20 protein-coding genes and 1 tRNA gene are annotated in these 24,045 nt (G+C 74.6%); 13 read left to right on the top strand and 8 right to left on the bottom strand.

Features of this window, described 5'->3' with window-relative positions; genetic code table 11:
• The first annotated feature begins 129 nt into the window (after positions 1 to 129).
• From FHX32_RS00380 to FHX32_RS00365, 4 genes are all read left to right on the top strand, one after another.
• Positions 130 to 705 carry a TetR/AcrR family transcriptional regulator gene (locus FHX32_RS00380; protein WP_167178409.1) on the top strand — a complete coding sequence of 192 codons (576 nt, stop codon included), beginning with the start codon at positions 130 to 132 and terminating at the stop codon, positions 703 to 705.
• Between the two features lie 380 nt (positions 706 to 1,085).
• Complete coding sequence (locus tag FHX32_RS00375; RefSeq protein WP_167178407.1) at positions 1,086 to 1,868, top strand: alpha/beta fold hydrolase; 783 nt, start codon at positions 1,086 to 1,088, stop codon at positions 1,866 to 1,868.
• Positions 1,869 to 2,065: 197 nt separating this feature from the next.
• Positions 2,066 to 4,228, top strand: a complete 2,163-nt coding sequence (locus tag FHX32_RS00370; RefSeq protein ID WP_167178405.1) for a M48 family metalloprotease — start codon at positions 2,066 to 2,068, stop codon at positions 4,226 to 4,228.
• Positions 4,229 to 4,242: 14 nt separating this feature from the next.
• Positions 4,243 to 4,644 carry an effector-associated constant component EACC1 gene (locus FHX32_RS00365; RefSeq protein WP_167178403.1) on the top strand — a complete coding sequence of 134 codons (402 nt, stop codon included), beginning with the start codon at positions 4,243 to 4,245 and terminating at the stop codon, positions 4,642 to 4,644.
• Positions 4,645 to 4,695: 51 nt separating this feature from the next.
• On the opposite strand, the gene FHX32_RS00360 is transcribed toward FHX32_RS00365, so the two are convergent.
• The gene (locus FHX32_RS00360) at positions 4,696 to 5,568 is read right to left on the bottom strand and encodes an aldo/keto reductase (RefSeq protein ID WP_167178401.1); all 873 of its coding nucleotides are present in this window, start codon (positions 5,566 to 5,568) and stop codon (positions 4,696 to 4,698) included.
• Between the two features lie 136 nt (positions 5,569 to 5,704).
• On the opposite strand from FHX32_RS00360, the gene FHX32_RS00355 reads away from it, so the two are divergent.
• On the top strand, positions 5,705 to 9,976 hold the full coding sequence (locus FHX32_RS00355) for a CHAT domain-containing protein (protein WP_167178399.1): 4,272 nt from the start codon (positions 5,705 to 5,707) through the stop codon (positions 9,974 to 9,976).
• 45 nt (positions 9,977 to 10,021) lie between these two features.
• On the opposite strand, the gene FHX32_RS00350 is transcribed toward FHX32_RS00355, so the two are convergent.
• A complete protein-coding gene (locus FHX32_RS00350) occupies positions 10,022 to 10,633 on the bottom strand; it encodes a hypothetical protein (protein ID WP_167178397.1) in 612 nt (203 codons plus the stop codon).
• Positions 10,630 to 11,079, bottom strand: coding sequence for a hypothetical protein (locus FHX32_RS00345; RefSeq protein ID WP_167178395.1), 450 nt, complete (start codon positions 11,077 to 11,079; stop codon positions 10,630 to 10,632). Before FHX32_RS00345 ends, FHX32_RS00350 begins: the two co-directional genes overlap by 4 nt.
• A gap of 223 nt (positions 11,080 to 11,302) precedes the next feature.
• Between FHX32_RS00345 and FHX32_RS00340 the strand changes: the two genes are divergently transcribed.
• The 4 genes from FHX32_RS00340 to FHX32_RS00325 all read left to right on the top strand — a co-directional run bounded on the left by FHX32_RS00340 (position 11,303) and on the right by FHX32_RS00325 (position 14,956).
• Complete coding sequence (locus FHX32_RS00340; RefSeq protein WP_167178394.1) at positions 11,303 to 11,668, top strand: YciI family protein; 366 nt, start codon at positions 11,303 to 11,305, stop codon at positions 11,666 to 11,668.
• A gap of 364 nt (positions 11,669 to 12,032) precedes the next feature.
• On the top strand, positions 12,033 to 13,481 hold the full coding sequence (gene pyk, locus FHX32_RS00335) for a pyruvate kinase (protein WP_167178392.1): 1,449 nt from the start codon (positions 12,033 to 12,035) through the stop codon (positions 13,479 to 13,481).
• Positions 13,478 to 14,362 (top strand): acyl-CoA thioesterase, encoded by an 885-nt coding sequence (locus FHX32_RS00330; RefSeq protein ID WP_167178390.1) that lies wholly within the window; start codon positions 13,478 to 13,480, stop codon positions 14,360 to 14,362. Before pyk ends, FHX32_RS00330 begins: the two co-directional genes overlap by 4 nt.
• 123 nt (positions 14,363 to 14,485) lie before the next feature.
• A complete protein-coding gene (locus tag FHX32_RS00325; RefSeq protein ID WP_167178388.1) occupies positions 14,486 to 14,956 on the top strand; it encodes an RrF2 family transcriptional regulator in 471 nt (156 codons plus the stop codon).
• Between the two features lie 16 nt (positions 14,957 to 14,972).
• Here FHX32_RS00325 and FHX32_RS00320 read toward each other — a convergent pair whose 3' ends face one another.
• The 3 genes from FHX32_RS00320 to FHX32_RS00310 form a co-directional block, all read right to left on the bottom strand.
• Positions 14,973 to 16,397 (bottom strand): pyridoxal phosphate-dependent decarboxylase family protein, encoded by a 1,425-nt coding sequence (locus FHX32_RS00320; RefSeq protein ID WP_486480850.1) that lies wholly within the window; start codon positions 16,395 to 16,397, stop codon positions 14,973 to 14,975.
• Between the two features lie 504 nt (positions 16,398 to 16,901).
• Complete coding sequence (locus FHX32_RS00315) at positions 16,902 to 17,906, bottom strand: LLM class flavin-dependent oxidoreductase (RefSeq protein WP_486481059.1); 1,005 nt, start codon at positions 17,904 to 17,906, stop codon at positions 16,902 to 16,904.
• Positions 17,907 to 17,952: 46 nt separating this feature from the next.
• Positions 17,953 to 18,432 (bottom strand): Lrp/AsnC family transcriptional regulator, encoded by a 480-nt coding sequence (locus tag FHX32_RS00310; protein WP_167178384.1) that lies wholly within the window; start codon positions 18,430 to 18,432, stop codon positions 17,953 to 17,955.
• A gap of 83 nt (positions 18,433 to 18,515) precedes the next feature.
• Between FHX32_RS00310 and FHX32_RS00305 the strand changes: the two genes are divergently transcribed.
• Entirely contained in the window at positions 18,516 to 19,694 is a 1,179-nt protein-coding gene (locus FHX32_RS00305; protein ID WP_167178382.1) for a trans-sulfuration enzyme family protein, read from the top strand.
• 25 nt (positions 19,695 to 19,719) lie between these two features.
• Here FHX32_RS00305 and FHX32_RS00300 read toward each other — a convergent pair whose 3' ends face one another.
• Both FHX32_RS00300 and FHX32_RS00295 read right to left on the bottom strand, forming a co-directional pair.
• Positions 19,720 to 20,469, bottom strand: a complete 750-nt coding sequence (locus FHX32_RS00300) for a transcriptional regulator (RefSeq protein WP_167178380.1) — start codon at positions 20,467 to 20,469, stop codon at positions 19,720 to 19,722.
• Between the two features lie 32 nt (positions 20,470 to 20,501).
• Positions 20,502 to 20,585 (bottom strand) — tRNA-Leu (locus FHX32_RS00295).
• A gap of 98 nt (positions 20,586 to 20,683) precedes the next feature.
• On the opposite strand from FHX32_RS00295, the gene FHX32_RS00290 reads away from it, so the two are divergent.
• The 3 genes from FHX32_RS00290 to FHX32_RS00280 all read left to right on the top strand — a co-directional run bounded on the left by FHX32_RS00290 (position 20,684) and on the right by FHX32_RS00280 (position 24,027).
• Positions 20,684 to 21,304: a response regulator gene (locus FHX32_RS00290; RefSeq protein ID WP_167178378.1), complete on the top strand. Its 621-nt coding sequence runs from the start codon at positions 20,684 to 20,686 to the stop codon at positions 21,302 to 21,304.
• A 55-nt stretch (positions 21,305 to 21,359) separates the two neighbouring features.
• Entirely contained in the window at positions 21,360 to 22,538 is a 1,179-nt protein-coding gene (locus FHX32_RS00285) for a hypothetical protein (RefSeq protein ID WP_167178376.1), read from the top strand.
• Between the two features lie 340 nt (positions 22,539 to 22,878).
• Complete coding sequence (locus FHX32_RS00280; RefSeq protein WP_167178374.1) at positions 22,879 to 24,027, top strand: branched-chain amino acid ABC transporter substrate-binding protein; 1,149 nt, start codon at positions 22,879 to 22,881, stop codon at positions 24,025 to 24,027.
• Positions 24,028 to 24,045 lie beyond the last annotated feature (18 nt).

Below are 24,045 nucleotides of genomic sequence, written 5' to 3'. Positions count from 1 at the left end.
CGCGGGGGATCGGGCCGGAGCCGGAGTACGCTATCCGGAGGCACGGCTCCGGTCATTTCCGGAGGGTTGCCTCCATTAACCTAGCGGAGGGGTGCCTCCGGATGCAACCGACGAGGGGTGACGTACGCCATGACCAGCGGTGACCAGCTGCCGGCGGTCTTCGCAGGGCGCCCCAAACGGGCCGATGCCCGGCGCAACTACGACGCCCTGGTCGCCGCCGCCCGCGAGTCCTTCGCCGAGGCCGGGGCCGGCGCCTCGCTGGAGGAGGTCGCCCGGCGGGCCAAGGTCGGCATCGGCACCCTCTACCGGCACTTCCCGACCCGGCGCGACCTCTTCGAGGCGGTCTACGTCGAGGAGGTCCAGGCGCTGTCCCGCAGCGCGGCCGACCTGGCCGGCCTGCCGCCGTGGGATGCGCTGGTCGCCTGGCTGCACCGGTTCGTCGGCTACGTGGCCACCAAGCGGGCGCTCGCCGAGGAACTGGTGCACGACTCCGAGGTGTTCCGTACCTGCCGCGCCGAGATCTACGCGGCCGGCGAGCCCATGCTGCGCCGGGCGCAGGACGCCGGCGCGGTGCGGCCGGACGTCTCCTTCGACGACGTGCTGCGGCTGATCAGCGGTCTGACCATGGCCCAGTTCACCGCGCCGGAGCAGCGCGACCGGGTGCTCGGCGTCGCCCTCGACGGCCTCCGGCGGCCGGTCGGCTGACCCTGGCCGGCTGGCCGCTCGGGGTCGGCCAGCAGCGGCCATTCGTCGTCCAGCCGTCGCGCGACGGTCCCCTTCCAGTCGCCCCGCTCGGGTCCAGGGTCACGCCGGACCGGTGCCCGGGGTCGCCCGCCTGCGGCTGCCGGATGGAGCGGCCGCGGCGCGCGGCCGGCAATCCTCTGCGAGACAGGCGAGACCGGCAATCCCTTGTGGATGCACGCGAGGCGAAATGCCGGTTTGCATGCTCCGCGGAACAACGGGTTACCAGCGCGTAACTTTGCATTGACGTTTCTGGATTGTGACGCGCATCATCGTCACACGGTCGATCGGACACCCCACCCGTCTCCCCGGTTCGCCGGGTGCCTCCCGCCGGAGGTGCAGCCATGCTGCTCCGAAAGATCGTCACCGCCGCCGCCCTCGCCACCGCCGCCACCCTGCTCGTCCCGGCCACCGCCGCCGTCGCCGCCCCGGCCCGGACGGACGCGGCACCCGCCGCCACCAGCGCCGCCGCCACCCCGGTCATCGTCGTCGGCGGGCTCAGCGGCGTCGCCATCGCCTACGAACCGCTCGCCGCCCGCCTGCGCGCCGACGGATACCGGGTCTTCATCTACCAGCTGCCCGGCCTCGGCCTCGGCGACATCCCCACCTCCGCCCGCGCCTTCGCCGGCTACGTGGACCAGGTCCGCTCGGCCACCGGCGCGGCCCGGGTGGACCTGGTCGGCCACTCCGAGGGCGGGCTCGTCTCCCGCTACTACCTCAAGCGGCTCGGCGGCACCGGCGTCGTCGGCCGTTACGTCAGCCTCGGCTCACCCCAGTACGGCACCTACGTGGCCAACATCCTGAAGTTCCTCGGCCTCGGCAGCTGTGCCGGCATCGTCGCCTGCCAACAGATGTCGATCGGCTCGGCCTTCCTCGCCGATCTCAACGCCGGCGACGACACCCCCGGCGCCGTCCGGTACACCACCGTCCGCACGATCCAGGACGAACTGGTCCGGCCGGTGAACAACGCGCTGCTCAACGACGGGTCGACCAACGTGCTGATCCAGTCGTACTGCCCGCTGCGGGTGGTCGGGCACCTCGGGCTGGTGCTCGACGGCACCACGTACACGGTGATCCGGGGCGCGTTGACCGACGCCCCGGTGCGACCCAACTGCTACGCGCTCTAGCAACCCGGCCGGCGCGGTGTCCGCGCCCGCGCCGACTCCGGTGCGGGCCCGGCGCCGGTGCCGTCCACGGCGCCGCGGCGCGGTCGGATCGCCGACACCCCCTCGGGCGGGGCTGACAGCAATCGGCCCCGCTCGATAATCTGCGTCGCTGTCCACACACGACAAGCGCGACCGGTACCCGTCGAGGAGCCGCGACCATGACCGATTCGCCGGCGGTACGCGCCGCCGAGCCCGCTACCGAGCAGCAGCCGCCCGACCGGCGCATCGCCCACCGCCCGCCCGGCTACCCGAGCGCCCTGGTCTGGCTGCGCGCCGGCATCCTGCGCGACTGGCGGGGCGTGTCGGGAGCGTTCGTCGCCACCTGGTTCTACCTGCCGCTGGCACTGCTCTCCGCGGTCTGGAGCGGCATCGCTCTCGCCGTCCTGGGGCTCTTCGCCGGTGCTCTCGGCGTCGCCGACCAGCTCCCCGCCGAGGTGCGGGACACCCCGCTGGTCGGCACGCTGCTCGAGGCATTCCTCAGCCGCTCGGGCGGGGTGCTCGGCGGCTTCGTCGGCTTCGCCGTCGGCTTCCTGAGCGGATTCCTCGGCGTACTGCTGCTGCCCTGGCGCGGCGCGAGCGACGAGCCGCTCGCGCTGCTGACCGGACTGCTCGGCATGGTGGCCGCCGCCGCCCTGATCGGTCTGCTCTACACCCTCTACCGGGTGCTGCTGGAACCCCGGCTGCTGCTGGTCTCCGGGGCCCGTGAGCCGAGCCGGCGGGAGGAGGCCCGGCTGCGCCCCGTGCTGGAGCGGTGCGCGCACCGCCTCGGCCTGCCCACCGTGCCGCGGCTGCTGATGGAGGACGATCCCGTCCTGGCCAACGCCCGGACATACGCCCGGCACATCGTGGTGACCACCAGCGTGCTGACCGAGCCGGAGGAGGAGATCGCCGCGCTGCTCAGCCACGAGCTGGTGCACTGGCGGGCCGGGGACGAGGTCACCAGCGCCTTCGTCCGGGGCGTCGCGCTGCCGCTGACCCTGGTGCACGCCATCCCGGCGTGGCTGATGCGGACGTTCCCGCACCCGGCCACCAACTTCGTGGTGTTCCTGTTCTTCTGGCCGGTCCTGCTGACCATGAAGTACGTGGTGCTGCCCCTGCACGCCCGTGACGTGCGGGCCGCCGAGTACCGGGCGGACCTGGGCGCGGTGCTCACCGGTCACGTGGACGGGTTGCGCGCCATCCTGGAACGGCGCCGGTCGTTCGAGACCGGGCGCAGCGGCTGGGACGAGGCGGTCTGCGCCACCCACCCGCCGCACGAGCTGCGGCTGGACCGGCTCGACCGCGCGATCGCGCCGGCGACCGTCGGCGACGCGGTCACCCCGGAGGTGCTCTTCGGCAAGTCGGGGCCGATCGGCACCCCGCGGGGCTGGCTGGTCGCCGGCGCCGCGGCGCTGGCGCTGTGCGTGGGCGTCGCCGGGCTGGGCGTCGTGCAGTGGGCCTTCTTCCGGCCGCAGGCGGCGGTGGACGGATACTTCTCCGCGCTGGCCGACCGGGACGTCGCCGAGGCGCTCGACTGGCTGACGCCGGAGCAGCGGTCGGCCGTGGCCGACCGGGAACTGCTCGCCGACGTGCTCCGCGCCGAGGGCTACCAGCCGCCGACGGACGTCGAGATCACCGGGCTCGAACGCGACGACGACCGGGCCACCGCCACCGTCTCGTACCAACTGGGCGGCGAACGGCGTACCGGCACCCTCGCGCTGCGGCGCGACACGTCGGCCACCGCCGGCCTGTTCCACGGCTGGCGGGTGCTGGACGGCCTGACCTCACTCGACGTGCCACCCGGTCGCGCCGGCCTGGCGCTCAACGGGGTGCCGATCCCGGCCACCGGCGAGGGCGGTGGCGTGCTGTCGCTGCTGCCGGGCGGCTACACGGCGACCGGCCCGAGCAGCGCGCTCAGCGAGGTGCCACCGGAGCCGGTGCAGGTCGGCCCGGGGCAGCCGCCGGCCGTCGCGCTCGGCCTGACCCCGGTGCTCAAGGCCGAGGCGACCACCGCCGCCGAGGAGCGCGTCCGGGCGTACCTGGACGACTGCGCGAAGAAGGCCGTCGCCGAGCCGGAGGGCTGCCCGTTCCGCTACTACGGCGGCGGGGTCCGGAAGATCACCTGGGAGGTGCTCGAATACCCGCGGGTCAGGGTGGAGCTGACCGGACCGGACACGGCCCGGGTCAGCACCCCCTACGAGGGCCGCGGCCGGATCCGCGCCACCGGAACCTCCACCGGCTACTTCGGCGGCACCACGCCCTTCACCGACGAGCGGGAACTGGCCGTCACCGGCGTCCTCACCGCCGCCGGTGACAGCCTCACCTTCCAGACCCGCGACTGATCGGGGAGACCGACGTGACCGACGCGGACAGCACGACGCGGCAGCCGGTGCGGCTGACCATCGTTCCCCGACACCGGCAACCGCCCCAGGTCGCCCTGCTGGACTGGATCCACCGGCGACCGGAGTACCGGCCGGCGGTCCGCCCCGCCGGCGGAGCGGGCGGCGGCCGGCCCGGGTTCAGCGACGCGGTCATCATCGCGGTGCTGGCACAGGGACTGCTGCCGGGGCTGTTCAACCTGCTGCAGACCTGGGTCGACCAGCAGCGCACCGAGGCGAGCGTCCGCATCCAGTCCGGCGAGACCGAGGTGGAGCTGCAGGTCAACGGCCGCACCGACGCGGCCCGCCTGCTGTCCCAGGCGACCGAGGCGCTCCGCGCCGCCCGCGAACCGGCCGACCTGCCGGACGCCCCGGCCTGATCCCCGGGGGTGTCCGGCGGCACGGCCGGACACCCCCGGGACGGGCGGCGCTCAGACTGCCTTGGTCAGCGCCGCGAACTCGTCGTCGGTGAGCGCCACCCCGGCCGCGGCGATGTTCTCCTCCAGGTGCGCCACCGACGACGTACCCGGGATGGGAAGCATGGCCGGCGACCGGCGCAACAGCCAGGCGAGCGCCAGCTGCGCGGGCGTCGCGCCGTGCTCGGCGGCGATCGCGTCCAGCGGACCGCCCGGCCGGGCCAGGTCGCCGGTGGCGATCGGAAACCAGGGGATGAACGCCAGGTCGTTGCGCTCGCAGTGGTCGAGCACCGCCTCCGCGCCGCGGTCGGCCAGGTTGTAGAGGTTCTGCACGGAGGCGATCGGGGCGATCCGCCGGGCCGCCTCGATCTGCTCGACCGTCACCTCGGAGAGCCCGATGTGCCGGATCTTGCCCTCCTCGCGCAGCAGCGCCAGCTCGCCGAGCTGATCCTCCAGCGGCACCTTCGGGTCGATCCGGTGCAGCTGTTGCAGCGGGATGCAGTCCAGGCCGAGGTGGCGCAGGCTCAGCTCGGTCTGCTGGCGCAGGTACTCCGGCCGCCCCACCGGTCGCCAGTCGCCGGGCCCGGCGCGGGTGAACCCGGCCTTGGTCGCGATCACCAGATCGTCCGGGTACGGGTGCAGCGCCTCGCGGATCAGCAGCTCGCTGACGAACGGCCCGTACGAGTCGGCGGTGTCGATGAAGGTCACCCCCAGCTCGACCGCCCGGCGCAGCACCCGCACCGCCTCGGCCGGGTCCTTCGGGTCACCCCACACGCCGGGGCCGGTGAGCTGCATCGCGCCGTAACCGAGCCGGTCGACCTGGAGGTCACCGCCGATCCGGTAGGTGCCGGACGCCTTCGCGGGCTGCCGGCCGCCGTCGCTTGCCATCTGTCGGAGTCCTCTCGTCGCCTGCGCCAAATCTAGTCACCGCGCCGGGGCGCGATGTCGGCTTCGCGCTCGCGCGCCGGCGTGCCGTTCTGCTACCCCTGATGGAGCACGGCGCGAGCCGACCGGGGGAGGCCCGATGTGGCGACGGAACACCGACCCGCTGGCCCGGCTGCGCCGGCGGCTGGACGCGTTCGGCTCCACGATGGACCCTCGCCACGTGCTCGACCCGGCGGCGATCCGGGACGCGGACGCCGTCGCCGACCTCGTCGCGCGAGCGTCCCGCCGGGACCGCGTCGACGACGCCACGGCGGAGGCCGTCTTCCTCATCGCCTGCCTGCACTGGTACCGGTACCAGGTGCTGCCGGCCGGCCAGGACCAGGCCGACCTGGACCACGCGGTCCTGCTCACCGAGCTGCTGCTGACCGCCGCGCCGGACAAGGTGCACCCCTCGCTGGCGGCGATGCTGCGGGTGCACGGCCCCCGATCCACCGCCGCCCGCGGCGGCGTGCCGGCGCAGCGGTCCGCGCCCGCCGACGCGGCCGCCCACTCGGGCTCCGGCTGGCCGGCCTCACCCGGCCGGGCGGGTTCGTCCGCCGGGCCGGGCGAGGCCGGCGAGGAGGCGATCGGGCTGTTCCTGGAGGCGGCGCAGCTGATGGGCGGGGCCGAGCGCAGCGGCGACTACTCGGTCGCCGACCGGGCCGTCGACCTGCTGCGCCGGGCCGTCGCCGGCACGCCGGCGGCTGACCCCGCCCGGCTGCACTACCTCTCCGCCCTGGGCAAGGCGCACCGGGACCTGTTCCTGCACCGGGGCCGGTCGCCGGAGCACCTGCGGCGGGCGGTCGAGGCGCACCGGGAGAGCCTGGGATCCACCCCGGCCGGCGACCGGGACCGCCCGGTGCGGATGTTCAACCTCGGCAACGTGCTCAGCGACCGCTACGAACTCGACGGCGACCGGGCCGCGCTGGACGAGTCGATCACCCTGCTCGGCGACGCCGCGCGGGCCGCCGGGGCGGACCACCGGATCCGGGCCATGGCACAGGCCAACCTCGGCCAGCGGCTGCGCGACCGCTGGCTCCTGCGTCACGATCCGGCCGATCTGGACCGGGCGGTCGACGCCCTCACCGCAGCCGTCGGGGGCATGGACGACCCGCGGCTGACCGTGGTGCTCGGCAGCGCACTGGCCGGCCGGTTCACGCGCGCCGGGGCCCCCGCCGACCGGGACGCCGCGATCGGGGCGTACCGCGCGGCGCTGGCCGGCGGCGGGCTCGACCGGGCGCTGGCCGGCGTGGCCCGGGTCGGCCTGGCGGCGCTGCTCGGCGCCCGACACGAGACCGACGGCGATCCGGCCGACCTGGACGCGGCGATCGACGCGCAGCTGGCGGCCGTGGCAGACGCGCCGGACCCGGACGGGCTGCGGCACGCCGCCGGCAAGCTGCTCGAACAGCGGTACGCCCGGGACCGGCGCGACGCCGACCTGCGGAGCGCGATCCACCTGCTGCGGCTGGGCGTCGCCGGCGCCCCGGACGACACCGAACGCGGGGTCCGCCTCGCCGGCCTCGCGCACGCGCTGGGCCGCTGGCATGCCGCGCTGGACGGGATCGACGCGCTGCGCGTCGCCGAGAACAGCCTCCGCGAGGCGGAGCGGCTGCTGCCGGCCGGGCACCCCGCGCGCCCGGACGTGCTGAACAACCTCGGCGAGCTGTGGCGGGAGATCGCCGACCGGACCGGCGCGGCAGACCGGCTGGAACCGGCCGCCGCCGTGCTGCGGGAGGCGGTGGCCACGGCCCGGCCCGACTCCCCGAAGCTGCCGATCTACCTGTCCAACCTCGGCCTGGTGCTGCAAACCCTGTTCGCCCGCACCCAGGACCTGGCCACCCTGACCGAGGCGGTCGAGGTGCTGCGCCGGGCGGTCGCCGCGACCCCGACCGAGCACCCGGACCGCCTACTCGCCCTGACCACCTACGGATCGGCGCTCAACCGCCGGGCCGAGGCGACCCTCGCCGCGCCGCAGGGCGTGGTCGAGGCTGTCGGGCCGGACGTGGAGACGGCGGTGGCGGCGCTGCGCGAGGCGGTAGACCTGGCGCGACGGGGCGCGGAGGCCCACGAGGTCGGCCAGGTGCTCGGCACACTCGCCCTGGCGAACAACCTGCGCCACCAGGTCACCGGTGATCCGGTGGCGCTCGACGAGGCGATCGACGCGCTGGTGGCGGCCCGCGACGCCACCGAGGGGAGCGGCCCGGAGCGGCGCCGGCTGTCGGCCAACCTCGGCAACACACTGCTGGCGCGGTTCCGCCTGGCCGGCCGCTCCGCCGACCTCGCCGCAGCCATCCGGGCGTACCGGGAGGCGTTGGCCGATCAACCGGCCGGGCACGCCGAGCGGACGACCTACCTGCTCAACCTGGCTGTCGCGTTGGACGAGGCGGCCGCCCGGGCGGACGGCGGCGTCCCGGTCCTCGGCGGCGACGCGCGGCCGGCCGAACGCGACCCGGCGGCGACCGCGCCTGCCGGGGTGTGGGCCGACACCTCGCCCGAGGCGCTGCGCGCCGAAGCGCTCGCCGCACTGCGCGAGGCCGCCGCCGTCGATGCCGCGCCCTCGCTGTTGCGGGCCACCGCCGCCCGGCGGTACGCCATCCTCGCCGAACACCTCGGCGACCTGCCCGCCGCCCTGGCCGGGTACGCCTCGGCGATCGAGCTGATCGACCTGGTCGCCTGGCACGGCATGGACCCGGACGACCAGGCCCGGCTGCTGGCCCAGTTTCCCGGGCTCGCCGGGGCGGCCGCGGCGTGCGCCCTCGACGTCGGGCGGCCCCAGCGGGCGGTGGAGCTGCTGGAGTACGGCCGGGACGTGCTGCTCACCCGGGTCCGCGACGCCCGGGCCAGCCTCGACGCGCTCCGGGACCGGGCACCGGAACTGGCCGAACGGTTCGCCGAGGTGCAGGCCGAGCTGGACGGGCTCGCCCCCGCCGGTACCACGGCCGGCGCGCCGCCGAGCGCGGGCGCACCGACCACCACGCCGGCCGCCGGGGGTGCGCTTGCCAGCTCGTGGGCGGCCGGGTCACCGATGACGGTCATGCCGTCGCCCGGCACGCCGGAACGGCGGCACGAACTCGCCGTCCGGCGGCGGGAACTGCTGGCCGACATCCGTCGGCTGCCCGGCTTCGCCGACTTCCTCCGCCCGCCCGCCTTCGCCGATTTGGCCCGGGCCGCCGGCCGGGGCCCGGTGGTGCTGGTCAACGTGGCGCCACGCCGGTGCGACGCGCTGGTGGTCGACGGCGCTGGCGTCCGGGTGGTCCCGCTGCCGCAGCTGACCCAGGCCGACCTGGTCGACCGGGTGGTCGCCTTCCTCCTCGCCGTCGGCGCGGCCACCGCGCCCGCCGGCACCGCGCCCGCCGGACCGGCCGCCGCACCCTCCGGGCCGAGCGCCGCGTCTGCGGGATCGAATGCCGCGCCCGCCGGGTCGGAGGCCGTGCCGGCCGGATCCGGCGCGGCCGGTGGGGGGCCGGCGGAGGCGCTGGCTGACCAGCGACGCCGGCTGGCGGCCCGGCGGACGATCACCGGGACCCTGGACTGGCTGTGGCGGGTGGTGGCCCGCCCGGTGCTCGACGACCTCGGTCCGGCGACCGCCGGCGGCACCGACCTGCCCCGCCTCTGGTGGTGCCCGACCGGGCTGCTCAGCCTGCTGCCGCTGCACGCCGCCGGCCCGCCCGCCGGCGACGGGGCGCTGGACCGGGTCGTCCCGTCATACACGGCCTCGCTGCGGGAACTGCTGCGGGCCGGCGACGATCGGGCCGCCGGCCCTGCCGCTGTCGACGCTGCGCTCTTCGTCGGCCTGCCGCAGACCCCCGGCCTGGCCGACCTGCCCGGCGTCGCCCGGGAACAGGAGATCGTCACCCGGCACCTGGCCCGGGTGCACCCGTTGACCGGGCCGGCGGCCACCCGGCAGGCGGTGCTGGCCGCGCTGGCCGGCCGGCCCGTCGCCCACCTGTCCTGCCACGGCGCCCAGGACCTGGCGGCCCCGGCGCGCGGCCGGCTCGCGCTCGCCGACGGCCCGCTGCACGTCCGCGACCTGTGGCAGCTGCGCGCGGCCGCGCCGGCCGGGCTGGCGGTGCTCTCCGCCTGCGAGACGGTACGCGGCGGAGCGACCCTGCCCGACGAGACGATCAGCCTCGGCACCGCGTTCCAGCTCGCCGGGTTCCGGCACGTGATCGGCTCGCTCTGGTCCATCTCGGACGCGGTCACCGCCCGGCTCTGCGACGGCCTCTACGCCGGGCTGGCGGCGCCCGGTGGGCCGGGCCGGATCGACCCGGAGCGGGCCGCGGTCGCCCTGCACGGTGCGGTCCGGGAGACCCGGCGCGCGCTGCGCGAGGCCCCCGAACTCTGGGCCGCCTACGCGCACGTCGGCCCCTGACCTGGTGACCGCCGCCGCGCGCCAGGGGCGGTCTGGGTGACCGGTTCAGCAGGCCGGTACCGCTCTGATCGTGGTCGTGGCGGTCAACGGCACCTCGACCGGCCCGGTCGCGGTGCGGACCGTCAGCGTCCCGACGGCCGTCCCGGTGACCGTCCCGCAGACCGTGCCGGCACCGGTGCCGACCTGCACGAACGGCCCGCTGCGCGGCGGCCCGTACCAGGTCACGCCGACCGCCGCGACCAGCAGCGCGGCGCAGAGCAGCACCAGGCCCACCCCGGTGCGCAGGGCGCGGACCGCGGCCACCGCCTCCTGGTGCTCACCCGTCGGCGGAGGCGGCAACGCGGCCACCGGCGTGACGGCCAGCCGCCCGTGCGCGGCGCGCAGCAGCGCCAGCGCGCCCACCGCGCCGGCGACCAGCGCGGCCACCAGCAGGACGCCGACCAGCGCCGCCCAGCCCGGGGCGAGCGTGCCCACGTCGGTGCGCCCCCGGATCAGGCTGAAGCCGACCAGGGCGAGCAGCAGGGCCCCGAGCCCGTTTCGCCAGGCCAGCGCGGCGGACCGGACCCGGTCCAGCTCGGCGCGGAGCAGCCCGGCCAGCGCCTGCGCCTGGCGCAGGTCAGCCACCGTGGCCGGCGGCCCGGGGCGCAGCCGGATCACGGCTCGACGTCCAGCCGCAGGGTCCAGTACGCGCCGCAGCCGACCTGCCCCTCCGCCCGGAACGGGTGGGCGACCTCGCAGGTGCAGAAGATGGTCCGGTAGGCCGCCACCGCCGCGGCCGCCTCCCGCGGCACGGGCACCGTGGCCGGCTGGGCCGGGGTGCCGGCCGCCGGCTCGACCGGGGTGCCGGCCGTCGGCCGGTCGGGCCCGTCGGCCGTCGGTGCCTCCGGGGCGAGCAGCGGGGCGGGCGGGGCGTCCCGGCGGAACACCGCGTCGACCAGGGTGAAGGTGATCGGGTCCTGGCAGCGCGGGCAGCCGCCGCTCAGCACGACTGCCGCGTCGAACTCGCGCACTGTGAAGGTGGCGGCTGCCTGCCGGGCGTACGCCTCGTCGGTGACCTCGGCGTACGGCAGCGGCGCCGGCTGCGTCCGCGCCCGATCGTCCATCCGCGACCTCCGATGACCGAACCCTGACCGGACCGTCCACGGTAGTCGTCCGGCGCACCCGGTCCGCCGACCGGCCGCGGAACCGGCGGCCGGGTCGCACGGAGGGCGGCGGTTCGTCGTCGGCGACACCGGGTGACGGCAGTTGGCCCGAGCGACCGCGCGCCGCGACCGCGCGTGGGACGCTGGGCGCAGTCATCGAGATCCGGCGGAGCAGGGGGGCGTCATGGCCGGGGTGCCGCAGGTCGACTTCGCGCTCGACACGTACGAGTGCATCGTGCTGTATCCGGGCGCGGCCGGGCGGGCGCTGCCGGCGGAGACGGTCCAGCGCCTGCAGTCCGAGCACGCCGAGCACATGCAGGCGCTGCAACGGCGGGGGATCGTGCTGGTCGCCGGCTCGGTGGACGGCCCGGCCCGCAACCCGGAACCGCCGATCGGCTTCGGCCTGGCCCGCACCGGCTCGGTCGACGACGTGCGCAGCGTGATGGAGGCCGACCCGGCGGTGCAGGCGGGGCTCTACCGGGTGGACGTGATGACCTTCCTCTGCCCGGCCGGCTCACTGGACTTTCCGCTGGTCAAGACACAGAGCTGAGCCGCGGTCCAGCGACGGCTGTCGGCATCGTGACGGCACCCGGCCGGCGCCCGCCGAGGCCCGTCCCGGCCCCCGCCGCATCCGTCGACCCGGCCCCGCCGCACCCCGAGCCGCGCCCGCCGCACTGCGCGACATCCGCCAGCGCGGACGGAGGACGCCGTCGCAACCGCCGGGAGCACCCGGGGGCGCGCTCGCGGTGAGGGCGTACGATTCCCGGCGCGCGGTCGCCGATGCCCGCCACCTCAACGTTCCCGGCGCGGGTTCCGCCCGCCGGCTGCGCGCGGATCGCGCGTCGTTGGACAATTTGTTCCGCAGTCCCGCGAGGGGTCGGCCCGAAGTGCGACCCGGAGGAGAGACTAGCCTGATGGGCGTGACACGCCGCGCGAAGATCGTCTGCACTCTTGGTCCTGCCACCTCGTCGCCGGAACGGATCCGAGGGCTCGTCGAGGCGGGCATGAACGTGGCCCGGCTCAACTTCAGCCACGGCAGCCACGCCGACCACGAGGCGGTGTACCGGCTGGTACGCGAAGCGGCCGACGCGGCCGGTCGGCCGGTGGCGGTGCTGGCCGACCTCCAGGGGCCCAAGATCCGGCTGGGCCGGTTCGCCGACGGCCCGCACGAGTGGCGTACCGGCGACTCGGTGGTGATCAGCGGCGACGACGTGATGGGCACCAAGGACCGGGTCTCCTGCACCTACCGGAAGCTGCCGCAGGAGGTGAAGCCCGGTGACCGGCTGCTGATCGACGACGGCCGGGTGGCCGTGGAGGTCACCGACGTCACCGGCAACGACATCCGCGTCCTGGTCACCGAGGGCGGCCCGGTCTCCAACAACAAGGGCGTGTCGCTGCCCAACGTGGCGGTCAGCGTGCCGGCGCTCTCCGAGAAGGACGCGGAGGACCTGCGCTTCGCCCTCGGCCTCGGTGTCGACCTGGTCGCTCTCTCCTTCGTCCGCTCCGCCGACGACATCAAGCTGGTGCACGCGATCATGACCGAGGTCGGGGTGCACCGGCCGGTGCTGGCCAAGGTCGAGAAGCCGGAGGCGGTCGACCACCTCGAGGCGATCGTGCTGGCCTTCGACGGGGTCATGGTCGCCCGCGGCGACCTCGGCGTCGAACTGCCGCTGGACCAGGTGCCGCTGGTGCAGAAGCGCGCCGTGCAGCTGTGCCGGGAGAACGCCAAGCCGGTCATCGTCGCCACCCAGATGCTCGACTCCATGATCGAGAACTCCCGGCCGACCCGGGCGGAGGCCTCCGACGTGGCCAACGCGGTGCTCGACGGGGCCGACGCGGTGATGCTCTCCGGCGAGACCAGCGTCGGCAAGTACCCGGTGCTCACCGTCAGCACCATGGCCAAGATCGTCACCACCACCGAGTCCGGCTCGATCGGGGTGCCCCGGCTGCAGCACGACCCGCGTACCCACGGCGGGGCGCTCACCGTCGCCGCCTCGTCGATCGCCCGGGCCATCGGCGCCAAGGCGATGGTCGCCTTCTCGCAGACCGGCGACACCGTGCGGCGGCTGTCCCGGCTGCACTGCGACCTGCCGCTGCTGGCCTTCACCCCGGTGCCCGAGGTGCGCAACCAGCTCGCGCTCTCCTGGGGCGTGGAGACCTTCCTGATGCCGTTCGTCGAGCACACCGACGACATGTTCCGCCAGGTCGACCAGGCGCTGCTCGGCCTCAACCGGGCCAACCCCGGTGACTACGTGGTGATCGTCGCCGGCAGCCCGCCCGGCACCCCCGGCTCGACCAACACGCTGCGCGTACACCAGCTGGGGTCGCTGGTCGACGCCGCGTCCGCGCGGGCGCTGCAGTGACCGCCGACCAGGTCGCGGTCGGCCAGGCCGCCGTCGACCAGCTGCTGGAGGTCCTCGACCTCGCCCCGACCGGCGAGATGACCTTCCGGGGGATCAGCCCGCCGGTCGGCCCGCAGCGGGTGTACGGCGGCCAGGTCGCCGGCCAGGCGCTGGTCGCCGCCGGGCGGACCGTCGAACCGGAGCGTTTCGTGCACTCGCTGCACGGCTACTTCGTGCGGGCCGGCGACCCGGCCGAGCCGATCGCCTACGAGGTGGAGAACATCCGCGACGGCCGTTCCTTCTCGGTGCGCCGCTGCGTCGCGCTCCAGCACGACAAGCCGATCTTCTTCATGTCGGCCTCGTTCCAGCGCCTCGAGGAGGGGCTGGACCACCACGCCCCGCTGCCGGCGGACGTGCCCGGCCCGGACGAGGTCCCGACCATGACCGACCGGCTCTCCCGCTACCCGGAGCGGCTCGGCATCTGGGGGCAGATCCCGCGCCCGATCGACGTGCGCTACGTCGGCGAGCCCGGCTGGGTACGCCCCGGCGACCGGCCCGCCGACCCGCACCAGCGGGTCTGGATGCGCATCGACGGCAAGCTGCCCGACGACCCGCTGCTGCACGCCTGCGCGCTGACCTACGCCTCCGACCTCACCCTGCTGGACTCGGTGCTCTCGGTGCATGGCGAGGTCTGGGGCCCGGGCGGGGTGGTGGGCGCCAGCCTCGACCACGCGCTCTGGTTCCACCGGCCGTTCCGCGCCGACGAGTGGTTCCTCTACGACTGCTGGAGCCCGTCGGCGTCCGGCGCCCGGGGGCTGGCCACCGGCCGGATGTTCACCCGCGACGGCCGGCAGATCGCCAGCGCCGTCCAGGAGGGCCTGCTGCGCCGCGTCGGGGCCTGATCCCGGCCGCCCGGCGCGTCCGCGCCGTTGCGGACTTCCCCTCGCCCGAGGCGATGGCCGCGTACGGCGATCGGCCGAGGGGTGATCGTCCGGGCGGGGGAGCGGCCAGCTAACCTTGCCGGCATGCGCCTCTCCGCCCGGGTCGACTACGCCCTCCGAGCGGTCGTCGAGCTCGCCTCGGTGACCGGCGGCGCCGGGGTCGGGCGGGGCCGGCCGGTCACCGCCGAGCAGATCGCCCGCGCCCAGGAGATCCCGCCGAAGTTCCTGGAGAGCATCCTGTTGCAGCTGCGCCGGGGCGGCATCGTGCAGGCCCAGCGGGGCCCCGAGGGCGGCTACTGGCTGGCCCGCCCGGCCGAGGAGATCTCGCTGGCCGAGGTGATCCGGGTGATCGACGGTCCGCTGGCGCACGTCCGCGGGCAGCGCCCGGAGCAGCTCGGCTACCACGGCGCGGCCCGCGCCCTGCAGGACGTCTGGATCGCCCTGCGGGCCACCGAACGGGAGATCCTGGAACTGGTCACCGTCGCCGACGTGGCCAGCGGCGAGCTGCCCGGGCGGGTCACCGAACTGGTCGCCGACCCCCGCGCCTGGACCTGACCCGGGCCACCCGCGCTCACTCCTCGTCGGCGGCGGCGCTGAGCAGCTCCCACGTCTCGTCGACGTGCGCCTGCGTGGTGAACGGCGAGCCGACGGCCAGCCGCAGCGTGTACCGGCCGGCCACCCGGGTCTGGGTCAGGTGCACCCGGCCGGTCGCGTTGACCCGGGCCAGCAGCCGGGCGCTCGCCTCGTCACCGGCCCGCAGCCGGAAACAGACCAGCGAGAACGGGTGCGCCGCGGCCAACTCGAACCGCTCGTCGGCGCGGACCCGGTCGGCGAACCGGGCGGCCAGCGCCACCCCGGTGCGGATGTGCGTCCGCAACCCCTCCACCCCGTACCAGCGCAGCACGAACCACAGCTTGAGCGCCCGGAACCGGCGGCCCAGCGGCACCTGCCAGTCCCGGTAGTCGATCACCGCCCCGGACTCGCTGGCGGCGTTGCGCAGGTACTCCGGCAGCACCGTCAACGCCTCGATCAGCGAAGCCCGGTCGGCCACCCAGAACGCGTCGCAGTCGAACCCGGTGAGCAGCCACTTGTGCGGGTCGAAGCAGTACGAGTCGGCGTACTCCAGCCCGGCGTGCGACCAGCGCAGCTCCGGGCAGACCGCCGCCGCGCCCGCGTACGCGGCGTCGACGTGCAGCCAGACGCCGTGCTCGGCGCAGATCGCCCCGATCTGCGGCAGCGGGTCCACCGCCGTGGTGGAGGTGGTGCCGATGGTCGCCACCACCAGCGCCGGCACCTCGCCGGCGGCCAGGTCCGCCTCGATCGCGGCGCGCAGCGCGGCCGGGTCCATCGCCAGCGTCTCCGGGTCGACCTCGACCGGGCGGACGCCCTGCTCACCGAGCCCGGCGATCAGGGCCGCCTTCTCCACCGAGGAGTGCGCCTGGGTCGAGGCGTAGACGCGGTAGCGCCGGTCCACCCCGGCCCGGCGCCACCGGCCGCCGCCGGCGCGGTGCAGCGCGGCGAGCGTCGCCACCAACGTCGCCGAGGACGCCGAGTCCTGGATCACGCCGCCGCCACTGCCGGTCGACCGGAACCGCTTCGGCAGGTCCAGCAGGTCGGCCAGCCAGTCCAGCATCGCCGTCTCCAGCTCGGTGGCGGCCGGGCCGGTCGCCCAGAGCATGCCCTGCACACCGAGCCCGGAGCTGACCAGGTCGCCCAGGACGCTGGGGCCGCTGGTGTTGGCCGGGAAGTAGCCGAAGAACCCGGGATGCTGCCAGTGCGTCAGCCGGGGCGCGACCAGCGCGTCCAGGTCGGCCAGGACGGCGGCGACCGGCTCTCCGTGCTCCGTCGGGCCGGCCGGCAGCGCCGCGGCCAGCGCGCCGGGCGGGTCCGGCGAGGTCACCGGGCGCCGCTCCAGCGTCGCCCAGTAGTCGGCGATCCAGTCCACCACGGCGTGCCCGGCGCGGCGGAACTCGTCCGGGGTCATGTGCTCAGCCACCCGACGAGTCGATCAAGAAAGCGCCCGGCCGGCAAGAGGATGACCGATTGTGTCGACCCGACCACGGTCGTAGCATCGCAGGAGCGCGGAGCCGCCATCGACGCCCACCACGCGCGTCGGGTCCCTTGCCGCAGCGCGGCGTACGCCCTCCCCGCCGGCCCAGGGCAGGCCGGCGACGCCCGGCCGCCGCGCGCCCCACCTCCCTCGGAGGGCTCCGCATACCTGTCACCCCCCGCCGCGTCGCGCTGCTCGCCGCGGCCGCCGCGGCGCTCGCCGCCGGCACCCTGACCACCCTCACCGCAGCGGCGGCCGTCACCGGTCTCTCGCCGGCCTGGTCACGCCGGCTGGCACCGGGCCGCGGCCGCGGAATCCGCCCAGCCGCGGCCCGGTGCGCCACACCGCGGCATTCCCGACCCGTCCCGACCGGGAATGCCGTACCACCACCGGCACCAACGCTAGGCACCCTCCGCGTCGCGAGGGTGACGCCGGCGTGAAGATCGTGTTTCAGCGGCGCAGGCCGCCGGCCACCCGCTCCGCGATCAACTGGTACGACCGCACCCGGTCGGCGACGTCGTACACCAGGGTGGTCAGCATCAACTCGTCCGCACCGGTGCGGGCCAGCAGGTCGGTCAGCTGCCGGCGGACCGTCTCCGGCGAGCCCATCGCCTGGCCCTCCCGGCGCTGCTCGACGAACTCCCGCTCGATCTCGGTGTACGGGTAGGCCGCCGCCTCCTCCGGCGTGGCCAGCGGCTCCGGGCGACCCGAGCGCAGCTTCAGGAACGACAGCGCGCTCGGCCCGGCCAGCCACTCGGCCCGCTCGTCGGTCTCCGCGCAGACCGCGTTCACCGCGACCATCGCGTACGGCCGCTCCAGCCAGCGCGACGGCCGGAAGCTCTCCCGGTACAGCGCCAGCGCGGGCAGCGTGTTCTGCGCGCTGAAGTGGTGCGCGAACGAGAACGGCAGGCCGAGCAGCCCGGCCAGCCGGGCGCTGAACCCACTGGAACCCAGCAGCCAGATCGCCGGCTGCTGGCCGCGCCCCGGCGTCGCCACGATCGGCCCCGGCCGCTCGCCGCTGAAGTAGTTCATCAGGTCGGCCAGCTCCTGCGGGAAGCCCTCCGCGGACAGCCCCTCCATCGTCCGGCGCAACGCCAGCGCGGTCACCTGGTCGGTGCCCGGCGCCCGCCCGATACCCAGGTCGATCCGGCCCGGGTGCAACGCCTCCAGGGTGCCGAACTGCTCGGCCACCACCAGCGGCGCGTGGTTGGGCAGCATCACCCCACCCGATCCCAGCCGGATGGTGCTGGTGTGCGCGGCCAGGTGGGCGAGCAGCACCGCCGGCGCCGACGAGGCGATCGCCGGCATGTTGTGGTGTTCGGCCACCCAGAACCGGTGGTAACCCAGTTCCTCGGTCCGCCGGGCCAGCTCGGTGGTGTGCCGCAGCGCCTCGCCGGCGGTGGTGCCGGCCGCGACCGGAGCAAGATCAAGAACGGAGAGCGGTACGTCGATCACACGGCTGGCCAACCCGCGACCCGCCGGATTTGTTCCCCGCAGCGACTCAACCCAACCCGCGCGCCTGCTCGAAGATCAGGCTGGTCTGGGTGTGCTGGACCGCCGGATCCACCGCCAGGTGGTCCAGCACGAAGTCCCGCAACGCGTCCGCCGACGCCGCGCGTACGTGCAGCACGTAGTCGTCCGCACCGGCCACGTGGAACACCGACACCACCCCGGGCAGCCGCACCGACCGGGCCCGGAACGCGTCCACCACCGGACGCTCGTGCGCGGTCAACCGCACCGACACCAGCGCCTGCAACGGCAGGCCCACCGCCGCCGGATCCACCTCCGCGTGGAAACCCCGGATCGCCCCGCACTCACGCAGTGCCCGGGTCCGGGCCAGGCAGGTCGACGGCGCCACCCCCACCCGCTCGGCCAGCGCGTTGTTCGGCAACCGGCCGTCCGCAGCCAACTCGGCCAGGATCGCGCGGTCGACGTCGTCCAGCGCCGGGAAGCGCCGCACATCATTCGCTACAGAGGGCATGGAAGCATCCTCCATCGAATCGCCACGCCAGCCCAAGCCCATTTACCGAATCATCTGCGGAACCATTGCTAGCAATCGGCGTGATGTTCGATGCTCTCCGCATGACGACCGTGGACACCCGAGCCGTGCACGCCGGCCGCGACGACCTCGCCGCCCTCGGCGTCCACGTCCCCCCGATCGACCTCTCCACCACCAACCCGCTGCCCTCGGTCGACGCCGGCGGCGACGCCTACGAGACCCTCGCCACCGGCGGCACCCTCCCGCCCGGCGCCAGCGCCGTCTACCAACGGCTGTGGAACCCCACCGTGGCCCGCTTCGAGACCGCCCTCGCCAACCTCGAAGGCACCGCCGAAGCCGTCGCCTTCGCCAGCGGCATGGCCGCCCTCACCGCCACCCTGCTCGCCGCCACCTCCGACGGCCGCCGCCACGTCGTCGCCGTCCGCCCCCTCTACGGCGGCACCGACCACGTCCTCGCCACCGGCCTGCTCGGCACCACCGTCACCTGGGCCCGCCCGCACGAGGTCGCCGCCGCCGTCCGCCCCGACACCGCACTCGTGATCCTCGAGACGCCGGCCAACCCCACCCTCGACCTCGTCGACATCGCCGCCGTCGCCGACGCCGCCGGCGACGTGCCGCTGCTCGTCGACAACACCGTCGCCACCCCGGTGCTCCAGCAACCCGCCCGGCACGGCGCCACGCTCGTCCTGCACAGCGCCACCAAGAGCATCGGCGGCCACGGCGACGTCCTCGCCGGCGCCGTGGCCTGCGACACCGGCTGGGCCACCCGGCTGCGCCAGGTCCGCGCCCTCACCGGCGCGATCCTGCACCCGCTCGGCGGCTACCTGCTGCACCGCGGCCTGCAAACCCTCCCGGTCCGGGTCCGCGCCCAGCAGGCCGGCGCCGAGAAGCTCGCCGGCTGGCTCGCCGACCACCCCGCCGTCGTCCGCGTACACCACCCCTCGCTGCACGACCCCGCCGGCCTCGTCGGCCGGCAACTGACCGGCACCGGCAGCCTGCTCGCCTTCGAGGTACGCGGCGGCGCCCCCGCCGCTGCCGCCGTGGCCGACGCCTGCCGGCTGATCACCCACGCGGTCTCGCTGGGCGGCGTCGACACCCTCATCCAGCACCCGGCCTCGCTGACCCACCGCCCGGTCGAGGGCGAGGCCAAGCCGGCCGGCGGGCTGCTGCGCGTCTCCGTCGGCCTGGAGGACCCGGAGGACCTGCGCGACGACCTCGCCCGGGCGCTCGCCGAACTCGGCTGACCGGCGATCGGGCCTTCGCCCCAGGTCAAGACTTCGGGCCGACGTGCCGGTCTAAGGCCGCGACCGCCTCCCGCCGAGCCACCGACAGCGACCACGGAAGGTTCATGCGCCACGCGATTCCGAGCAGGTCGAGTGCCCACTGACACACCGACATGATGTCGGTGGACCGGTTGGAGAACATGTAGCGCGGATAGACGTACTCCCTGCCGCGGACGGTGACCCGGTTGGTGAACCGGCTGCCGTCGGAGTGGAACAGCCCACGCAGGAAATGACCGGGGTGCGCGGTGACGATCTCCCGCTGCCAGTCGGCGAGGACGATCGGCCGTTGGTGCTTCTTGCCCGGGCCGTGCTGGGGGAACAAGCATGGCCAGTGCTTGCCGGTGCTTTGCACCGCGACGCAGCCGCGCTTCTGTATGCGCTGGACCTTGTTCGCCAGCACCGCTCGCATGGCGCTCTCGCACGCCTCGATGAGATGCGGCCAGGAGTCGGAGCAGTAGATGCGCAGCACCGGCACCCGGTCCGAAGTGACCAGGTGCCCGTCGCCGAGGTACAGGCCGAGCAGGTAGGCGTAGGCGGCGGGATCTGTCTGATTCTCGACGGCGGGGGAGCAGCGGAAGCACCGGGCAGCGGTGCCGACGACGGCGGGTTCCGGCCGGTCGACGCACCAGTGCCAGACCGTCGTGTAGGGCAGGGAAAGCGTGCGGGCTATCGAGCGGATGTTGTCGCCACGGGCGCGGAGAGCGCGGGCGCGCGTCCGTAATTGAGGTGGATGCACACCCGGATCATCGAACAGGTGTATGACAGAAGTGCCGGGAGCGGGACTTGAACCCGCACGCCCTCTCGGGCAGATGCTTTTGAGGCATCCGAGTCTGCCGATTCCTCCATCCCGGCATCCGCCCCTCGGGCGGGTGTCGCTCACTGTACCCGACTAGGCTCATGCGGGAGCATGGGTGGTAGCCGTGCCGAGATCGATGGTGGGGGTAGGGCTCGTGGCCGAGACGCAGACGGATGCCGAGCGCAGGCGGGTACTGATCGCCGAGGACGAGGCGCTCATCCGGCTGGACCTCGCCGAGATGCTGGCCGAAGAGGGCTACGAGGTGGTGGGGGAGGCCGGCGACGGCGAGACCGCCGTCCGACTCGCCGAGGAGCTCAAGCCGGACCTGGTCATCCTCGACATCAAGATGCCGATCATGGACGGGCTGGCCGCCGCCGAGCGGATCGCCGGCGCCCGGATCGCCCCGGTGATCATCCTGACCGCGTTCAGCCAGCGCGACCTGGTGGAGCGGGCCCGGGCGGCCGGCGCGATGGCGTACCTGGTGAAGCCCTTCCAGAAGAGCGACCTGGTCCCGGCGGTGGAGATCGCGCTCTCCCGCTACTCGGAGATCGCCGCGCTGGAGGCGGAGGTCGCCGGGCTGACCGACCGGCTGGAGATCCGCAAGACCGTCGAGCGCGCCAAGGGCGCGCTGATGACGACGTACGGGATGACCGAGCCGCAGGCGTTCAAGTGGATCCAGCGCACCGCGATGGACCACCGGATGACCATGAAGGAGGTCGCCGAGCGGATCCTCGCCGAGACCGCCGGCGGCGAGGTGGCCCGGCCGACCTCCTGAGGTCCGCCGGTTCGGGGGGCACCGCACCCGCCCGGTGATCGATAGCATCGGATCCATGCGTGGTCGGCGGTGGACGGCGGTGCTGGGCGTGATCGCCCTGCTGCTCGCCGGCTGCGAACGCGGCACCGCGCACGACGGCGACAACCCGCGGCCGGTCAGCCCGGCCTGGCAGGAGCTGACCCTGCCGGCGCCGCCGGGCCCGCCGGGGCGGCTGCTGCTGCGCGACGCGGTCGCCTGCGCCGGTCGGTGGTACGTGGTCGGCGGCGTGGCCGACGCCGCGGGCGCGACCCGGCCGGCGGCCTGGACGAGCGGGGACGGCACCTCGTGGAGTTCGCTGCCGGTCGCCGCGGATTCCTTCTACGGCAAGCAGAACGTGCTCTATTCGGTCGGCTGCCGGGACGGGGTGGCCGCCGTGATCGGGGCGAAGGTCGGCGGGGCGCACGGCTACCCGCGGGTGAGCACCTGGCGGCAGCGCGACGACGGCACGCTGGTCGAGGTGGCGGCGTCGTTCGAGACGTACGGCGGGCCGAAGGCGGTCAACGTGGCGCGGCTGGCCGGTGGAGCGGCGGGTTGGTTGATCGTGGGCAACCGGTCCAGCGGCGCGGCGGCCTGGGTGTCGCCGGACGCGGCGGACTTCGTGCTGGTCGAGGGCGCGCCGGAGTTGGCTTCCGATTCCCGCGGGGTGAGCTGGGCGTTCGACGCGGTCGCGGGTGCCGGGGGTTGGCTGGCCGTGGGCGGCGTGCTGCCGGCCGGCCGGATCGACCGGGACCCGGCGGTGTGGACGTCGGCCGACGGGCGGTCCTGGCGGCGGACGACCCTGCCGGGCAGTGCCGACCACGAGGAGCTGCAGCGGGTGGTGCTGGCCGGCGACACGGCGGTCGCGGTGGGGTTGCGCGGCCGGACGTTCGGGGCGTGGCGGCAGTCGCCGGGCGGTGACTGGGTGGCGGCGGGTGGCTTCGGTGCGCTCGGCGGGGGCGGGGTGCCGTCGGTGAGTTCGCTGGGCGCGGCCGGCGATCGGCTGGTGGCCGCGGTCTCCGACGGGGCGCGGCACAGCCTGTGGACGTCGTCCGACCTCGGCGGGTCGTGGCACGAGGTGGTTCCGGCGACGGGGTCGCCGGCCGGGGCGGACCGGGACGTCAGCGTGCTGGCGGTGGGGGAGCGCTGGTGGCTGGCGGTGGACGACGGCATCCGCAGCGGGTTCTGGTCGGCGCCCGCCGGGCCGGCGCCGGGGTGAGCGGTCGGCCGCTCGCCGGGTGATCGATTCTGGTCACTGACCGGTCGGGAACCGGCTGGCGAGCCGGGGTCGGGCCGTCCCGCGATTCGGTCAGCGGACCGCCTAAGGACCGGTCAGGGGATTGACCTGTTACGGCAAATGCTTGGATCCCGTGCGTCTTCGTAACGGTTTCGCAGACCCCGGCTCCAGGCCTTCCGAGACGGTATGAGTGTCGGTACGCTCCGCCATCACGAGCCGTAACGCAGGGGGCGTCCCTGCGGGGTGGGTGGAACTGCGGGTTGCTGGCTGTCCCCGTCGGTCGGGGTTGGTCGGGCCCGCATCTGGAGGAGGTCAGGAAGCCGTGAGGCGAAGCTATGTACGGGCGCTCGGCACCGCCGCGCTCGCCGCGACCCTGGTTGTCGCCGCTGGTTGCCAAGACTCGGGTGGCGATGGCGGCACCGCGTCCGGCGACTGCGGCGGCAAGATCGCGATCTTCGGCGCGTTCACCGGTGACAACGCGGGTCTGGTGATCCCGTCGCTGAACGGCGCGAAGCTCGCCGTGAAGCAGCACAACGAGAAGAACCCGGACTGCAAGGTCGAGATGGTCGAGTTCGACACGCAGGGTGACCCGGCCCAGGCGACCCCGGTCGCCAACCAGGTGGCGGGCGACGCGTCGTTCCTCGGCGTCATCGGCGGTCACTTCTCCGGCGAGTCGGACGCGACGATGCCGGTCTACGAGGCCGCGGGTATGGCGATGGTGGCCCCGTCGGCGACCCGGACCGACCTGACCCAGAAGGGCAACAAGTCGTTCTTCCGGGTGGTCGGCAACGACGGCACCCAGGCTGGCGCGGTGTCGACGTACCTGAAGGCGCAGAACGCGGCCAAGGTCTTCCTCATCGACGACGGCAGCGCGTACGGCGCCGGCATCACCGCGGAGCTGACCAAGAACCTCGGTCCCGCGCTGGCCGGCAGCGACAAGATCCAGGAGCGGCAGTCGCAGTTCGACGCGACGATCTCGAAGATCAAGGCCGCGGGCGCCGACTACGTCTTCTACGGCGGCTACACCCGTGAGGCTTCTCCGCTGGTGCGGCAGATGCGCCAGGCGGGTGTCCAGGCCAAGTTCGTCGGCCCGGACGGTCTCTACGACCCGGCGTTCCCGCAGGGTGCCTCCGGCGGTGCCGAGGGCTCGATCATCACCTGCCCGTGCCTCCCGGCCGACAAGGCCGGTGGCACCTTCTCGGCGGACTACCAGAAGGAGTACGGCCAGGCGCCGGGTTCCTACGGTGCTGAGGGCTTCGACGCCGCGCAGATCTTCGTGGACGCGTTCAAGGACGGCAAGAAGAGCCGGGCGGACATCCTGGCCTACGTGAAGGCCTACGACAAGCAGGGCGTGTCGAAGTACATCAAGTTCGCCGACAACGGTGACGTCGACCCGTCCAAGGTCGTCATCTGGTCGTACCAGATCAAGGGCACGGCGTTCGAGCCGCTGCAGGAGCTCAAGCTCAGCTGACGACAGCACGGAGTACGG

The sequence above is a fragment of the Micromonospora sp. CNZ280 genome (genome assembly GCF_011759515.1).
The sequence above is the reverse complement of the archived record's forward strand: the minus strand, read 5'-3'. Positions and strand labels throughout refer to the sequence as shown.

Coding starts and splice junctions, on each gene's coding strand:
- pyk (WP_167178392.1), top strand. CDS start 12,033: ATGGGCGTGACACGCCGCGCGAAGATCGTCTGCACTCTTGGTCCTGCC.
- FHX32_RS00305 (WP_167178382.1), top strand. CDS start 18,516: ATGTTCGATGCTCTCCGCATGACGACCGTGGACACCCGAGCCGTGCAC.
- FHX32_RS00310 (WP_167178384.1), bottom strand. CDS start 18,432: ATGCCCTCTGTAGCGAATGATGTGCGGCGCTTCCCGGCGCTGGACGAC.
- FHX32_RS00345 (WP_167178395.1), bottom strand. CDS start 11,079: ATGGACGATCGGGCGCGGACGCAGCCGGCGCCGCTGCCGTACGCCGAG.
- FHX32_RS00380 (WP_167178409.1), top strand. CDS start 130: ATGACCAGCGGTGACCAGCTGCCGGCGGTCTTCGCAGGGCGCCCCAAA.
- FHX32_RS00360 (WP_167178401.1), bottom strand. CDS start 5,568: ATGGCAAGCGACGGCGGCCGGCAGCCCGCGAAGGCGTCCGGCACCTAC.
- FHX32_RS00325 (WP_167178388.1), top strand. CDS start 14,486: ATGCGCCTCTCCGCCCGGGTCGACTACGCCCTCCGAGCGGTCGTCGAG.
- FHX32_RS00355 (WP_167178399.1), top strand. CDS start 5,705: ATGTGGCGACGGAACACCGACCCGCTGGCCCGGCTGCGCCGGCGGCTG.
- FHX32_RS00370 (WP_167178405.1), top strand. CDS start 2,066: ATGACCGATTCGCCGGCGGTACGCGCCGCCGAGCCCGCTACCGAGCAG.
- FHX32_RS00340 (WP_167178394.1), top strand. CDS start 11,303: ATGGCCGGGGTGCCGCAGGTCGACTTCGCGCTCGACACGTACGAGTGC.
- FHX32_RS00285 (WP_167178376.1), top strand. CDS start 21,360: ATGCGTGGTCGGCGGTGGACGGCGGTGCTGGGCGTGATCGCCCTGCTG.
- FHX32_RS00375 (WP_167178407.1), top strand. CDS start 1,086: ATGCTGCTCCGAAAGATCGTCACCGCCGCCGCCCTCGCCACCGCCGCC.